The organism is Nocardia sp. NPDC050718, from assembly GCF_040654235.1.
Taxonomy (GTDB): Bacteria; Actinomycetota; Actinomycetes; order Mycobacteriales; family Mycobacteriaceae; genus Nocardia.
This window is the reverse complement of record NZ_JBFAHQ010000005.1, coordinates 150,850-163,273: the sequence shown is the minus strand read 5'-3', so window position 1 is coordinate 163,273 and position 12,424 is coordinate 150,850. Positions and strand designations below refer to the sequence as shown.

13 protein-coding genes and 1 tRNA gene are annotated in these 12,424 nt (G+C 70.1%); 9 read left to right on the top strand and 5 right to left on the bottom strand.

Going from position 1 to position 12,424, the window contains the following annotated elements; translation table 11 throughout:
- Positions 1-156 precede the first annotated feature (156 nt).
- Positions 157-2,190: a CocE/NonD family hydrolase gene (locus AB0H54_RS23455; protein WP_357347840.1), complete on the top strand. Its 2,034-nt coding sequence runs from the start codon at positions 157-159 to the stop codon at positions 2,188-2,190.
- Positions 2,191-2,244: 54 nt separating this feature from the next.
- Here the strand turns inward: AB0H54_RS23455 and AB0H54_RS23450 are convergent, their stop codons facing one another.
- Positions 2,245-2,997, bottom strand: coding sequence for a DUF72 domain-containing protein (locus AB0H54_RS23450; protein WP_357348478.1), 753 nt, complete (start codon positions 2,995-2,997; stop codon positions 2,245-2,247).
- Between the two features lie 90 nt (positions 2,998-3,087).
- Here AB0H54_RS23450 and AB0H54_RS23445 point away from each other — a divergent pair, with 90 nt between their 5' ends.
- The 4 genes from AB0H54_RS23445 to AB0H54_RS23430 all read left to right on the top strand — a co-directional run bounded on the left by AB0H54_RS23445 (position 3,088) and on the right by AB0H54_RS23430 (position 7,741).
- Positions 3,088-3,774 carry a rhomboid-like protein gene (locus AB0H54_RS23445; protein ID WP_357347838.1) on the top strand — a complete coding sequence of 229 codons (687 nt, stop codon included), beginning with the start codon at positions 3,088-3,090 and terminating at the stop codon, positions 3,772-3,774.
- Positions 3,775-3,930: 156 nt separating this feature from the next.
- Complete coding sequence (locus tag AB0H54_RS23440; RefSeq protein WP_357347836.1) at positions 3,931-4,833, top strand: metal-dependent hydrolase; 903 nt, start codon at positions 3,931-3,933, stop codon at positions 4,831-4,833.
- A complete protein-coding gene (locus tag AB0H54_RS23435; RefSeq protein WP_357347834.1) occupies positions 4,830-5,936 on the top strand; it encodes a PDR/VanB family oxidoreductase in 1,107 nt (368 codons plus the stop codon). The genes AB0H54_RS23440 and AB0H54_RS23435 overlap by 4 nt, the downstream gene beginning before the upstream one ends.
- A 32-nt stretch (positions 5,937-5,968) precedes the next feature.
- A complete protein-coding gene (locus AB0H54_RS23430) occupies positions 5,969-7,741 on the top strand; it encodes an SDR family oxidoreductase (RefSeq protein ID WP_357347832.1) in 1,773 nt (590 codons plus the stop codon).
- A 7-nt stretch (positions 7,742-7,748) separates the two neighbouring features.
- Here the strand turns inward: AB0H54_RS23430 and AB0H54_RS23425 are convergent, their stop codons facing one another.
- Positions 7,749-8,252, bottom strand: a complete 504-nt coding sequence (locus tag AB0H54_RS23425) for a hypothetical protein (RefSeq protein ID WP_357347830.1) — start codon at positions 8,250-8,252, stop codon at positions 7,749-7,751.
- A 74-nt stretch (positions 8,253-8,326) separates the two neighbouring features.
- Between AB0H54_RS23425 and AB0H54_RS23420 the strand changes: the two genes are divergently transcribed.
- Together AB0H54_RS23420 and AB0H54_RS23415 are read left to right on the top strand one after the other, a co-directional pair.
- A complete protein-coding gene (locus AB0H54_RS23420; RefSeq protein ID WP_357347828.1) occupies positions 8,327-8,686 on the top strand; it encodes a hypothetical protein in 360 nt (119 codons plus the stop codon).
- 89 nt (positions 8,687-8,775) lie between these two features.
- Positions 8,776-9,780: a zinc-binding dehydrogenase gene (locus AB0H54_RS23415; RefSeq protein ID WP_357347826.1), complete on the top strand. Its 1,005-nt coding sequence runs from the start codon at positions 8,776-8,778 to the stop codon at positions 9,778-9,780.
- Between the two features lie 190 nt (positions 9,781-9,970).
- Here AB0H54_RS23415 and AB0H54_RS23410 read toward each other — a convergent pair whose 3' ends face one another.
- A complete protein-coding gene (locus tag AB0H54_RS23410) occupies positions 9,971-10,411 on the bottom strand; it encodes a nitroreductase family deazaflavin-dependent oxidoreductase (RefSeq protein WP_357347824.1) in 441 nt (146 codons plus the stop codon).
- Positions 10,412-10,517: 106 nt separating this feature from the next.
- Between AB0H54_RS23410 and AB0H54_RS23405 the strand changes: the two genes are divergently transcribed.
- Positions 10,518-10,591 (top strand) — tRNA-Ile (locus AB0H54_RS23405).
- Positions 10,592-10,839: 248 nt separating this feature from the next.
- On the opposite strand, the gene AB0H54_RS23400 is transcribed toward AB0H54_RS23405, so the two are convergent.
- Both AB0H54_RS23400 and AB0H54_RS23395 read right to left on the bottom strand, forming a co-directional pair.
- The gene (locus tag AB0H54_RS23400) at positions 10,840-11,391 is read right to left on the bottom strand and encodes a TetR family transcriptional regulator (protein WP_357347822.1); all 552 of its coding nucleotides are present in this window, start codon (positions 11,389-11,391) and stop codon (positions 10,840-10,842) included.
- A 55-nt stretch (positions 11,392-11,446) separates the two neighbouring features.
- Positions 11,447-11,947, bottom strand: a complete 501-nt coding sequence (locus tag AB0H54_RS23395) for a hypothetical protein (RefSeq protein WP_357347820.1) — start codon at positions 11,945-11,947, stop codon at positions 11,447-11,449.
- 83 nt (positions 11,948-12,030) lie between these two features.
- Here AB0H54_RS23395 and AB0H54_RS23390 point away from each other — a divergent pair, with 83 nt between their 5' ends.
- Positions 12,031-12,423: a PPOX class F420-dependent oxidoreductase gene (locus AB0H54_RS23390; protein ID WP_357347818.1), complete on the top strand. Its 393-nt coding sequence runs from the start codon at positions 12,031-12,033 to the stop codon at positions 12,421-12,423.
- The last annotated feature ends 1 nt before the right edge of the window (position 12,424 follow it).

Genomic DNA, 12,424 nt, shown 5'->3' with positions numbered 1-12,424 from the left:
GATTCTGTCAGGTGGCCCGCGGGGGTCGGTGCGGCGGTTGGTGGTTGCGGGGAATCGGCCGAGAACATGTTCTTGCGATCGAACGTGACGCAGGCTACGTTACTTCCCGGTACGGGAACGTCGTGGTTCCCGATGGTGGAGGGCTGAGACCGAAGCATGATCAAATATCGAGGGCGACTGGCCGCGCTGGTCGCATCCGTCGTCGTGTTCACGGGCGCCGTCGCATCGGCCCCGGTCGGCCAGGCGCTGCCGGCGAACGGGGGGCTGGACGCGCAATTCGTCGCCACCCACAACGGCCCGCAGCAATACCCGAACGTCTTCATCGAATGGGACGTGCCGATCACGATGAGTGACGGAACGGTATTGAAAGCCAACGTCTATCACCCGGCCGGTGCCGACGGTCAGCCGATCACCGAGCCGACGCCGACGATCGTCAACATGACGCCGTACACGAAGCTGGTGTCCAACGTCGCCGACTCGGCGCTCGCGGTGCCCGGCCTGTCGGACGTGCTCATGCCGGTGCTGCAGAACCTGGACTTCTCGGCCTTCGGCTTCAGCAGCCTCAGCGACATGATGAAGGCGCTGCCCGGCGGCGCCGCCCGAACCTTCGGCGTCGACCGGAACCTGATCCGCGGCGGCTACACCCAGGTGGTCGTCGACGTGCGCGGCACCGGCTTCTCGCAGGGCACCTGGCAGGTGTTCGGCGAACGCGAGCAGCTCGACGGCGTCGAGGTCGTCGACTGGGCCGCGACGCAGGGCTGGTCCAACGGCAAGATCGGGATGAGCGGCATCTCCTACTCGGGGATCAACCAGCTCCAGACCGCGCAGCGGCACCCCGCCGCGCTGAAGGCGATCTTCCCGATCGTGCCCGGCAGCGACCTGATCCGCGACGTCGCCGCGCCCGGTGGTGCGCTCGGCGTCGGCTTCATCCCGCCGTGGCTGCTCGCCGTCGACGGCGCGAAGCTGCTGCCGGACCTGGTGTCGATCCTGAACGGCAAGTTCGACTGGACCTGGCTGGGCGACCGGGTGCGCGATCCGTTCACCTTCTTCAACGTGCTCATCGCGGCCCTGACCACACCGAGCGTGGACCAGATCCCGCCGGAGATGGCCAGCATCCTCGACGACGAGAGCCCGCTGCGCACCGCCTGGGTGGGGCAGCCGGACCAGGTGCAGGTGCCGACCTTCCTCTACGGCGGCTGGCACGACATCTTCACCTACTCGACCCCGCGCATCTACAACGCCGTCGATGTGCCCGCCGAGCAGAAGAAGCTCGTCATGGGCAACGTCTACCACGTGACCGTGAGCTCGGGCCTCGGTCAGGCCGGTGCGCCCGCGCCGCTGGAATCGTTGCAGCGCGCCTGGTTCGACAAGTGGCTCAAGGGCATCGACAACGGCGTCGACCGCTACGAGCCGGTCACCCTGTGGCAGCAGGGTAGCGAGCAGTGGACCACCGACGTCGCCTTCCCGCGCCCCGGCATGCAGTACCGGCGGATGTATCTCGACCCCGCGTCCTCCGGCTCGGCGCCGGGCGCCCGCTTCGACGGCAGCCTCGTCGGCGCGCCCGGTGCGGCACAGCGGGTCTCGGTCGATCCGAGCCTGACCACCATCTGCTCGCGGGACGCCGCGCAGGGCACGGCGGGGCTGATCCCGCTGCCGGATGTGTGCGCCAAGGACGCGCGGATCAGTGAGGGCGCGGCGCTGACCTTCACCACCGCGCCGGTCACCCAGCCGACCCGGATCTCCGGCGCGATCGCCGCGCACCTGAACACGGTGCTCGACGCCACCGACGGGTACTGGACGGTGACGGTGAACGATGTCGCGCCCGACGGCCGGTCGACGGTCTGGTCGCAGGGGCAGCTGGTGGCCTCGCTGCGCGCGATCGACGACGCCAAGTCGACCCGCTCGCCCAACGGCGACTACACCGACCCGTACCCGATCCTCACCCTGGACACCCGGCAGCCGGTCGTCCCTGGCGAGCCGACCACGATCGAGATCGGCATCCGCGCCACCGACGGCGTGCTGCTGCCGGGCCACCGCCTGCGGATCGACGTGTTCGCGAGCAACTTCCCCAGCGGAATCCCGCTGCGGCCGTTGCTGAACGAGAGCGGCCTGCGCACCCAGCACCTCGAACTCGACCCCGCTCGCCCGAGCTGGATCAACGTCCCGCTGGACACCGATCCCGGCTGGTGATGTCCGCCGCGCGCACCCCCGTCTCGATGTCGAGGCGGGGGTGCTGTGCTGTCGCTACCAGGGCACCCTGGTGACCCGCGCACCCGCCGCGTCGGCGAGGCGGGCGAAGGTGACGGCGTCCTCGACCGCGGCACCGCCGTGGTCGTTGTCGAAGTAGACGAACATCTCGGCGTCGTCCGGCCAGGTGCCGACCAGGCGATCGACCCAGCTCGCCAGTGCGCGGCGACCGTAATGCGGTGGGGGAGAGGCACGTCCGGCGTGCAGGCGCAGGTAGGCCCAGCCGGTGGTCCGCCAGCGCGGGGTGACCGGCCGGGAGTCGCGATCGGCCCAGGCCAGCGCCGCGGCGCGGGATTCGAGCACGGCCCGGATCTCGTCGGTCCACCAGGAATCGTGGCGTGGTTCCACCGCGACCCGCACGGTGGCGGGGAAACAGCCAAGGCAGTCGTCGAGCAGAGCGGCGTCCGCGCGCAGGGTCGGCGGTAGTTGCAGCAGGATCGGGCCGAGCCGATCGCCGAGTCCCGCCGCGCGGTCGAGCAGCCGCGCGACCGGTTCCGCCGGGTCGCGCAGCCGCCGGATGTGGGTGAGATAGCGGCTGGCTTTCACCGCGACCAGGAAGTCGGCGGGTGTGCCGTCGCGCCAAGCGGCGAAGGTCTCCCGGCTCGGCAGCCGGTAGAACGCGCTGTTCGATTCGACCGTGGCGAACGCCTCGGCGTAGCGCTCGAGCCACCGCCGCGTCGGCAGGCCGTCCGGATATAGCACGCCGCGCCAGTCGCGGTACTGCCAGCCGGAGGTGCCGACGCGGATCACCGCACCCACCTGCCTCTCGCTCGCGCGGTCGATCGGGGAAGGGGTCGTGCCTTCCATTGTGGTCCCGGGCGGATCCGGCAGACTGGGGTGGTGAGCGCAGCTGGCAGCGGGCGGGCTCGACGAGGCGCGGTAGCGGTGTGGCGGTGGGTGCGCAGCGCGCCGGGCACCTATCTGTGGCTCGCCGCGCTGGCGGTGACCACGGTGATCATCCGGCGACTGCCGGACGACGAGGCGCGCCAGTGGCTGGGCCACCGGTCGACCAATCTGCACCATCTGGCCGAGGACCCCGTCCGGGTGCTGATCGGCAGCGCGTTCTGGACCGACGGGGGCAGCTGGTTCGCCTACGCGGTGCTGTTCACCCTCTTCCACGCCAACACCGAACGCTGGCTCGGCACGCTGCGCTGGCTCGCGGTGGCCGTGGTCGCCCATGTGGGCGCCACCTACCTCAGCGAAGGCGTGCTGCTGTGGGCGATCCGCAACGACGACGCGCCGGCGCGGGCGATGTACACCCTCGACGTGGGCGTCAGCTACGCGCTGGCCGGGGTGGCTGCGGTGCTGGCCTATCGGCTGGTGACGCCGTGGCGATGGCTCTACATCATGGGTGTGCTCGCGGTCGTGCTGCCGCCGGTCTTCGTGAATCGCACGTTCACCGATGTCGGGCACGCGAGCGCGGCCGCCATCGGCTTCGCCTGCTACCCGCTCACGAGGGGACGCGGCGGCACCTGGAACCCGGGTGTGCTCGTGCGCCGGTTCCGGCGTCGCACCTCGGCCGGGTGACCCCGTCACCCGCTCGCGGCCGGATTTCGGGGAAATCGCTGCAAAATAGGTGTTACCTCAAATACTACGTACATGTATCATTTCCTTACCGCACGACCGGCGCACCGTGGCGCCCGGCGCTCGACCGAGCAACGCGCGGTAGGACGAGGAGTACCGATGAAGCTACTTCGCCGGGCCACACGGCGACCGGAGGTAGATCCCGGCAAGGTCGCCCTGCACGCTCGCAATGTGACCTTCGACTGGTCGGATGTCGACCTGCAGTGGATGTCGGCAGAGCCGTACGCGTCACACCTGATCAGCGCACTGAACATGCTGCTGCCCGAGGGCGAGCGCATGTTCATCGTGACCTACCGCGAGGCACTGGCCCTGGTGAAGGACGAGAAGCTGCGCGAGGACATGCTCGGCTTCATCGGGCAGGAATCGATGCACGCGGAGACCCACGAGAAGGTCCTACGGGACGTGCTCACCGCCAACGGCATCGACGCGGGCCCGTACGTGCGGCAGATGGAATACCTGTTCCGCAAGACGCTGGGCCCGCGCGGCGGAGACGACCGCGCCGGACGGCAGATGCTGATCGAACGCCTCGCGTTCATCGCCTGCCTCGAGCACTTCTTCGCCTGGCTCGGCGACTGGGTGATCAACGCCGACCTGGAGAAGTTCGGCGCCGACCCGCGCATGGCCGACCTGTTCCGCTGGCACGGCGCCGAGGAGGTCGAGCACCGCAACGTCGCCCACGATGTCGCCGAGTACTTCGGCGTCGGCTACGTGCGCCGCTGCGCCTCGATGATGCTGGTGTTCCCGATCTTCATCGCGCTGGTGGTGCGCGGCGCGAAGTTCCTGGTGCAGCAGGATCCGCAGCTGCCCGATCACGGCTATCCGCGGGTGATCACCTCGATCCTGGGCGCGATGTGGCGGGGCGCGTTGCCGGGCATCCCGTCGCTGCTGATCAGCGCGCTGTCGACCTTCCAGCCCGGCTACAGCCCGGAGACCGTCGGCTCGACCGCGCAGGCCGTCGCCTACCTGGCGCAGTCGCCCGCGGCGCGGGCGGCGGCCTCGTGACCGTGCGCGACGTGCCGCAGGCGCTGCCCGGCGACCTCTACGGCAAGCATCGCCACGACCCCGGCACCCGGGTGCTCGACGCGATCGCGACCGCCCGGCTGCGCTGGAGCGCCCTGGTCAATCGCCGTGATCCGCGTCCGCGCGTCGACGATCGCCGGTTCCCGGTGGTGGTCACCGAGCGCCGGATCGTCGCGCACGACCAGGACGTGGTGAGCTTGCGCCTGGAAGCGCCCGACGGCCGGGTGCTGCCCGCGTGGCGCCCCGGCGCGCACCTGGATCTCGAACTGCCCTCCGGCCTGCTGCGCCAGTACTCGCTGTGCGGTGACCCCGCCGACGAACGCGCCTACCGGATCGCGGTGCGCCGCATCCCCGACGGCGGCGGTGGTTCGCGCGAGGTGCACGACGAACTGCCGGTGGGCAGCCGCTTCGTGGTGCGCGGCCCGCGCAACGCCTTCCCGTTCGCGGTCCCCGGCCACGGCTCGCCCGCCCGGCGCCTGCACTTCGTCGCCGGCGGCATCGGCATCACCCCGATCCTGCCGATGGCGCGGCTCGCGCACCGGCTCGGCGTGCCGTGGACGATGGTCTACACCGGGCGTTCCCGCGACACCATCCCGTTCCTGGCGGAACTGGAGAGCTTCGGCGAGCACGTGATCGTGCGCACCGACGACGAGCACGGTCTGCCCGACGCGGCCGCCCTGCTGCCCGAGGTCGGGGCGGGCACGGCGGTCTACGCCTGCGGCCCGACCCCGATGACCTCGGCGATCGTCGCCGCCGTGCGCACCATGCCCGAGGTGGAACTGCACTTCGAGCGGTTCTCGCCACCGCCGATCGTCGACGGCACCGCCTTCGAGATCGAACTCGCCTCCACCGGCACGGTGATCGAGGTGCCCGCCGACCGCAGCGCCCTCGACGCCATCCTGGCGACCCGCCCCGACCAGCCCTACTCGTGCAGGCAGGGTTTCTGCCGCACCTGTGTGGTCCGGGTGCTCGCGGGCGAGCCCGATCATCGGGAGAACACCCTCTCCGATGCCGACCACGCCGCGGGCGACATGCTCGCCTGCGTATCCCGTTCGCACGGTGAGCGATTGGTGCTCGACCTGTGAGTTCGATTCCAGGACAAGGAGTCCGAAGAGATATGTCTGTCGACACCACGCAGGCCGCCAACCGGCGCACCGTCCGCAACGGAGAGTTCGACCTGGCCGTGTTCGAATACGGCGACCCCGCGGCCGACACCGTCGTGCTCGTGCACGGCTGGCCCGACACCCACCACCTGTGGGACAAGGTGATTCCGCGGCTGGCGCAGCGCTTCCACGTCGTCGCCTACGACACCCGCGGTCACGGCGAGTCCACCCGCACCCAGCGCACCGCCGACTTCCGCCTCGACGAACTCTCCCGCGACTTCTACGCCGTCATCGACGCGGTCAGCCCCGACCGTCCGGTGCACGTGCTCGCCCACGACTGGGGTTCGGTGCAGGTCTGGGAGGCCGTGTGCGAGCCGCAGGCGACCGAGCGGATCGCCTCGTTCACCTCGGTGTCGGGCCCGAACCTCGACCACCTGGCCGCCTGGGTGCGCGACCGCCTCTCCCGGCCGACCCCGCGCAACATCTGGCAGCCGGTGACCCAGGCGCTGTCCTCGGCCTACACCGCGTTCTTCATGACCCCCGTGCTGCCGCGCGCCACCTTCACCGCGATCGGCACCGAGAAGGTGTGGCAGCGCGCCGTCGCGCTGATGAACGACACCGCACCCGGCAATGTCGTGCTCGGCCCCACGTTCCGCCGCGACATGGTCGACGGCCTGCTCATCTACCGCGCGAACATCGTGCAGCGCATGCTGTCCCCGCGCGAGCGCCGCACCGAGGTGCCGGTACAGCTGATCGTGGCCGGTCGCGATGTGGCCGTGCGCCCCGCGGGCTACGACGATTCCCGCAAGTGGACCGCGCGCCTGTGGCGTCGCGACGTCCCCGCCGGGCACTGGATGCCGTTCTCGCACCCCGAACTGCTGGCCACGGCCACCACGGAACTGATCGACGCGCTCGCCGGCGGCGACGTGCCGCGCGGCCTCGCGCGCGCCGAAGTAGGCCGCACCCGGAAGGAATTCGACCACAAGCTGGTGGTGATCACCGGTGGCGGCAGTGGTATCGGCCGCGAGACCGCGCTGGCCTTCGCCCGGCTCGGCGCCGAGGTGGTGCTCTCGGACGTGAACGAGAACGCCGCCAAGGAGACCGCCGAGCTCGTCGGCACCGAAGGCGGTGTCGCGCACGCCTATCCGCTGGACGTCTCCGACGAGGCCGCGGTGCGCGAACACGCCGCCGACGTGATCGCCGCGCACGGCGTGCCCGACATCCTGATCAACAACGCGGGCGTCGGCCAGGCGGGCGGCTTCCTCGACACCCCGTCCGAGGAATTCGACCGGGTCCTGCGGATCAATCTGGGCGGGGTGGTCAACGGCTGCCGGGCCTTCGGCGCGGCGATGGCCGAGCGCGGCCTGGGCGGGCACATCGTGAACCTGTCCAGCATGGCCGCCTACAGCCCGCAGCGTGACATGGCCGCCTACGCCACCAGCAAGTCGGCGGTGTTCATGTTCTCCGACTGCCTGCGCGCCGAGCTGGCCGAACGCGGGATCTCGGTCTCGACCGTGTGCCCCGGCATCGTGCACACCAATATCGTGGCCACCACCCGCATTTCGGGTGTCTCCGCCGAGGACGAGGCGGCCACCCAGCGCAAGTTCGACAAGCTCTACGAGCGGCGCGGCTACACCCCCGACAAGGTCGCGGCGCAGATCGTGAAGGCGGTGCGCGGTGGCCGCGACATCGTGCCGGTGACGCCGGAATCGTGGGTGCAGTACCGGATCAACCGCCTCGCGCCCGGCGCGGTGCGCTTCGCGGCCCGCCGGATGAAGCTGGTCTGACGCGCGGTCACGCCCGGCGCAGTCGCTCCTGTACGGCGGCGACGTGCCGGGCGTCCACGCCCCACGGCCGCTCCACGCCGACCTGCCGGTCGAGATCCCACAGCACACACCGCTCGTCCGGGCCCGCCACCAGCGACCAGGCCACCACGGTGCGGCCGAGCTGGTCGAGCATCGATCCGTGGTCGGGCGCGCTGTCGCCCGCGCCGTCGGGGAAGTGGTGCAGGAAGCGGCCGTAGGCCTCGGCGCAGAATCGCGCGTACTGCTGGGTGCACAGGATGAAGCCGTGCCAGGCCTCGTCGACCGCGTGCGAGGGCATGCCGATCACCTGGTCGTCGCGCATCGCCGCGCCGCAACAGCGCAACCATTGGCGCAGACCGGTTTCCACCAGGTCCCGCGGCTGCCAGGGACAGGTCTTGAAGATCGCGTCGGGGAACCGCAGGTCGGCGACCGTGCGATCGACCGCGGTGAGGTCGATCGGTCGCGGTCCGCGTCGAAGGAACGAGAGCGCCACGAATTCACTGTAAGCCCCCTGGGTGGTCGTCCGTAGGCGCTGCCAGCGACGGATCCGGCGGTTAGCCTGCAGACATGGTTGTCATGCTGTTGATCGTGCTCGCGTTCGTGGTGGTCGGTATCGCGGTGCTGGTCACGGCGGTCGTGGTGCTGGTGCGCAAGCTGAGCCCGCCGCGCGGGCCCCAGGGGTTCGTCGACCAGAGCTGGCTGGCCGGGTCGGCGGGGAGTTACGGATTCTTCGACGGGTCGCCGGGGCCGCACGGTTCGGGATCGAGCTGCGGCGGTGGTTCGGGCACCGGGTGCTCGGGAGGCGGCACCAGCGGGTGCGGTGGCGGCTCGAGCAGCAGTAGCTGTAGCGGCGGCTCGAGCAGCAGCTGTGGCGGCGGGTCCAGCAGCAGCTGCGGTGGTGGTTCGAGTTGTGGCGGCGGTTCGTGATCGTGTGATCCACCTCGCACACCGCTTGACCTGAACTCGACTTCAGGTTCCAAGCTGAACGCGTCCGTGAATACCACGAAGGAGGCGCGATGCGTGCGGTGCAGGTCAAGGAATTCGGCGGTCCGGAAGTGCTCGAGGTGCGGGAAGTCCCTGTGCCGCAGCCCGGTCCGGCCGAGGTGGTCGTCGACGTCGAGGTCGCCGACGTGATGTTCCTCGATACCAGGCTGCGCAGCGGCTGGGGCGGCGACTTCTTCGCGCTGAGCCTGCCGTACGTGCCCGGCGGCGCGGTCGGCGGCGTCGTCTCCACGGTGGGCGCCGAGGTCGACCCCGGCTGGCTGGGCAAGCGTGTCGTCACCCAGACCGCCGCGAGCGGGGTCGGCGGCGGCGTCCCCACCGGCGGCTACGCCGAACACGCCCTGGCCAAGGCCGAGACACTGGTGGAGATCGCCGACGGGCTGAGCACCCAGCAGGCCGTCGCCCTCGCCCACGACGGCCGCACCGCGCTCGCCGTCTTCGACAGCGCCGCCGTCGCACCGGATTCGTGGGTGCTGATCACCGCGGCCGCCGGCGGACTCGGCACCCTGCTCATCCAGCTGTCGGTGGCGGCGGGCGCCAAGGTGGTGGCCGCCGCGCGCGGTGCCGACAAACTCGCCCTCGCCCAGCGGCTCGGCGCGCACGCGGTCGTCGACTACACGGTCGACGGCTGGGAAGCGCGGGTGCGGGAGATCACCGGCGGGGGCGCCGATGTCGTCTTCGACGGCACGGGTGGCGCGATCGGCGGCCAGGCACTGACCGCCGCGGCGGACAGCGGATCGTTCCTCGGATACGGGTCTGCCGCAGGTGATTTCGCTCACGTCGACGCCGATGCGGCCGCCGCTCGCGGGGTCACGGTCGTCGGTTTGTTCGATGTCGTCGCCGGCGAGATCGACTGGAATTCGATCGCCCGGCGCGCACAAGCCGAGGTCGCCGCAGGCAGGCTGGAGGTGGTGATCGGTCAGACGTTCCCGATCGAGGAAGTCGAGCGCGCGCACGCGGTCATCGAGAGCCGATCGGCGCTCGGCCGGACCCTCTTGACGATCGGCGCGTCATTGTAACTTAGTCTGCGCCGCAACGGAATACGCTATAAGTTCATACTGTGCAGGGAATAATTGTTATAGCGGTGATAGTTGCGGTGCTTCTGCTGGTTGTCGGCGTGATCAAGCTAGCGAGCAACCCCGGGGGCAAGATCGAACGTCGCGACCGCGAGGAGCGGGCACGCGTGCAGCGGCAGAAGGCCGAAAAGGCTTAGCCGGTTTCGGTTCTCGGGTTCAACACCACCACGGCGATCGGTCGCCGCGTCTTCGTCTGATAGCCGCGGTACCGGTCGCCGTTGACTGCGTTCACCAGTTCCCAGCGCCGGGCGTAGTCGGGATCGTCCGGGTAGGTCGCCCGCGCGGTCACCGCGATCGTGCGCGTCCCCACCTGGATCTCGCAGTCCGGTCGCGCTTTCACATTCGCCAGCCACCCCGGCGGCCGCGGCGACCCACCGTTCGACGCGGTCACCAGAAATTCATTCCCGTCCTTCGCGTAGGTCAACGCCGACGTGCGCGCCTGCCCGCTCTTGCGCCCGACCGTCCGCAGCAACAGCGTCGGATTCCCGAACAGCAACCGGTGCCCCACCAGTCCACCGCTGTGCTCGTGCACCCACTGATGCCCCCGCAGTACCCGCACGAAAAGATCGGCCATACCCCCATCCTCGCCCGCCCCGCCGACCCCCGCCACCCGGCTCGCCGAGTGGTCAACGTCGTACCCACCGGGTACCATGCGACTCGCCCGCGGACACCCGCGGCCAGGGGCGGTAGCTCAGTCGGTTAGAGCCGCGGACTCATAATCCGCTGGTCGTGGGTTCGAGCCCCACCCGCCCCACTTTCCCTCTGACCAGCGGATATCTCAGCAAACTGCCGCCGGGTCGATCGGCGCAGTGCATCTGGACCAATGGATTGTCGACCTGCCCGTGGTGCCACGGGGCGACATCGAGCACCCCGCCGACACCGCTGAATTTCCTTATCGGCCAACATCTTCCGCTGCGACGCCCGAAGCTCGACGACGTGGTCGATTTCTGGGCCTTGCTCTCGACCTCGCCCGGCACGCTGCCTCGGTTGCCCTGCGCGTGCCTACAGCAGGTGGCGCACGGCGTCGACGATCGCGCGGCGGCGGTCGGCGGTGCTCTCGGTCGGGGAGGTGGCCATGTTCGCGACGTTGCTCGGGGTCCAGGCCAGGGCGAGGCTCAGGACGAAGGTCAGTAGCGCGGTGGGGGAGAAGTCGGAGCCTGGGCCGCTGTTCTTTCGTGCTGAGGTGAGTGCCGCCAGCTTGGCCTCGCGCGCCGGTGACATGCCTGCCGGGTCCTGGTCGCCGCGCTCCAGGCGGTGCCAGGTGGCCAGGCGGATGACCTCGGGGTGCTGCTGGCAGTAGTCGAAGATCTGTCCCGCGTATTCGGGGAGGTCGTCGGGGGTGAAGGGGACCGAGTCGAGGCCGTGGGTGACATTGGCGTCGAGGACCGCGTCGAAGAGTTGCTCCTTGTTGCAGAAGTAGACGTAGATGAGGTTCTTGTTGGCTGCCGCCGCCTTGGCGATCCGGTCCACCCGGGCTCCGGCGATGCCATAGGTGGCGAACTCGTCGGTGGCGGCCTGGAGGATGCGGGCCTTGGTGGCGTCGGCGCGGGACATATCGGCCATCGTAATTCGGACTAACTGGTTAGTTGCCTGTGCCAACCCCGTTGTGTCAGCCGATCCCGAAGACGGCGAACGCCGCGTCCGAGGCGAACAGCAGCACGGTGCACCACAGGGCGATCCCGGTCGTCAGCCACCGGATCAGCCGCCAGCGGGGGATGCCCAGCGCGGCTCCGAGCAGGGCTGAGCCCCAGGTGCCGAAGAGGGCGGGTCCCGCGATACCGAAGCCGATGACGCCATACCGGTCGAGGACGCGCCGTGCCCGTCGCCCCGCGCTGCCCGAGAGGCGAGCGGCGGGCGCCGCGCCGCCGACAACGCTTTCGCCGTTCGCCGAACCGGCTGATACCGCAGCGGGATTCCGGCGCGCCCGCCAGGACTGCCAGCGCAGTCGAACGCGTTCCATGACGAACACCGCGAAGACGACACCGCACGCCGCCCCCAGCAACACCGCGACCAGCGTGATCGGGCCGGGCAGGGAGAGCGAGAGGCCGAGGGGGACCGCGGGGGTGCCGAGCGCGAAGCCCGCGAGCAGGGTCCAAACGAATCGCCCCATCCGGGTTTCCTTCCGACTGCCTCGTGCGCACCGTCGAGCGGCTCCGACGACCACGAATATAACTAACTGGTTAGTCTTTCTCCATGGAACACATCGACACGGTGCTGAGCGAGTTGGCGGCCGGCAAGTATCTGCTCCTCACCACGTTCCGCCGGGACGGGCGAGCAGTCCCCACCCCGGTCTGGGTGATGCGCGACGGTCGGTCGCTGGCGGTGTGGAGCGCTGCGGACACCGGAAAGGTGAAGCGGATTCGCAACGGTGGCCGGGTGACGGTCGCCGCCTGCGACTGGCGCGGCAGGCCGCTGGGCCCCTCGGTGCCCGGATTCGCCGAGGTGCTGGCGCCGGACGCGAGTGCGCACTTCCCCGGTCTGATGAAGCGCAAGTACGGACTTGCCGCGCGGGTCGGGCTGCTGGGTAGTGCGCTGCGCGGAGGGCCCGAGCGCATGGCGGGCATTCGGATCCGGCTGGACGGGTAAC

Excerpts from the sequence above, each read along its gene's own strand:
- AB0H54_RS23455 (WP_357347840.1), top strand. The coding sequence starts at position 157 with ATGATCAAATATCGAGGGCGACTGGCCGCGCTGGTCGCATCCGTCGTC.
- AB0H54_RS23440 (WP_357347836.1), top strand. The coding sequence starts at position 3,931 with ATGAAGCTACTTCGCCGGGCCACACGGCGACCGGAGGTAGATCCCGGC.
- AB0H54_RS23430 (WP_357347832.1), top strand. The coding sequence starts at position 5,969 with ATGTCTGTCGACACCACGCAGGCCGCCAACCGGCGCACCGTCCGCAAC.
- AB0H54_RS23420 (WP_357347828.1), top strand. The coding sequence starts at position 8,327 with ATGGTTGTCATGCTGTTGATCGTGCTCGCGTTCGTGGTGGTCGGTATC.
- AB0H54_RS23415 (WP_357347826.1), top strand. The coding sequence starts at position 8,776 with ATGCGTGCGGTGCAGGTCAAGGAATTCGGCGGTCCGGAAGTGCTCGAG.
- AB0H54_RS23410 (WP_357347824.1), bottom strand. The coding sequence starts at position 10,411 with ATGGCCGATCTTTTCGTGCGGGTACTGCGGGGGCATCAGTGGGTGCAC.
- AB0H54_RS23400 (WP_357347822.1), bottom strand. The coding sequence starts at position 11,391 with ATGTCCCGCGCCGACGCCACCAAGGCCCGCATCCTCCAGGCCGCCACC.
- AB0H54_RS23395 (WP_357347820.1), bottom strand. The coding sequence starts at position 11,947 with ATGGGGCGATTCGTTTGGACCCTGCTCGCGGGCTTCGCGCTCGGCACC.
- AB0H54_RS23390 (WP_357347818.1), top strand. The coding sequence starts at position 12,031 with ATGGAACACATCGACACGGTGCTGAGCGAGTTGGCGGCCGGCAAGTAT.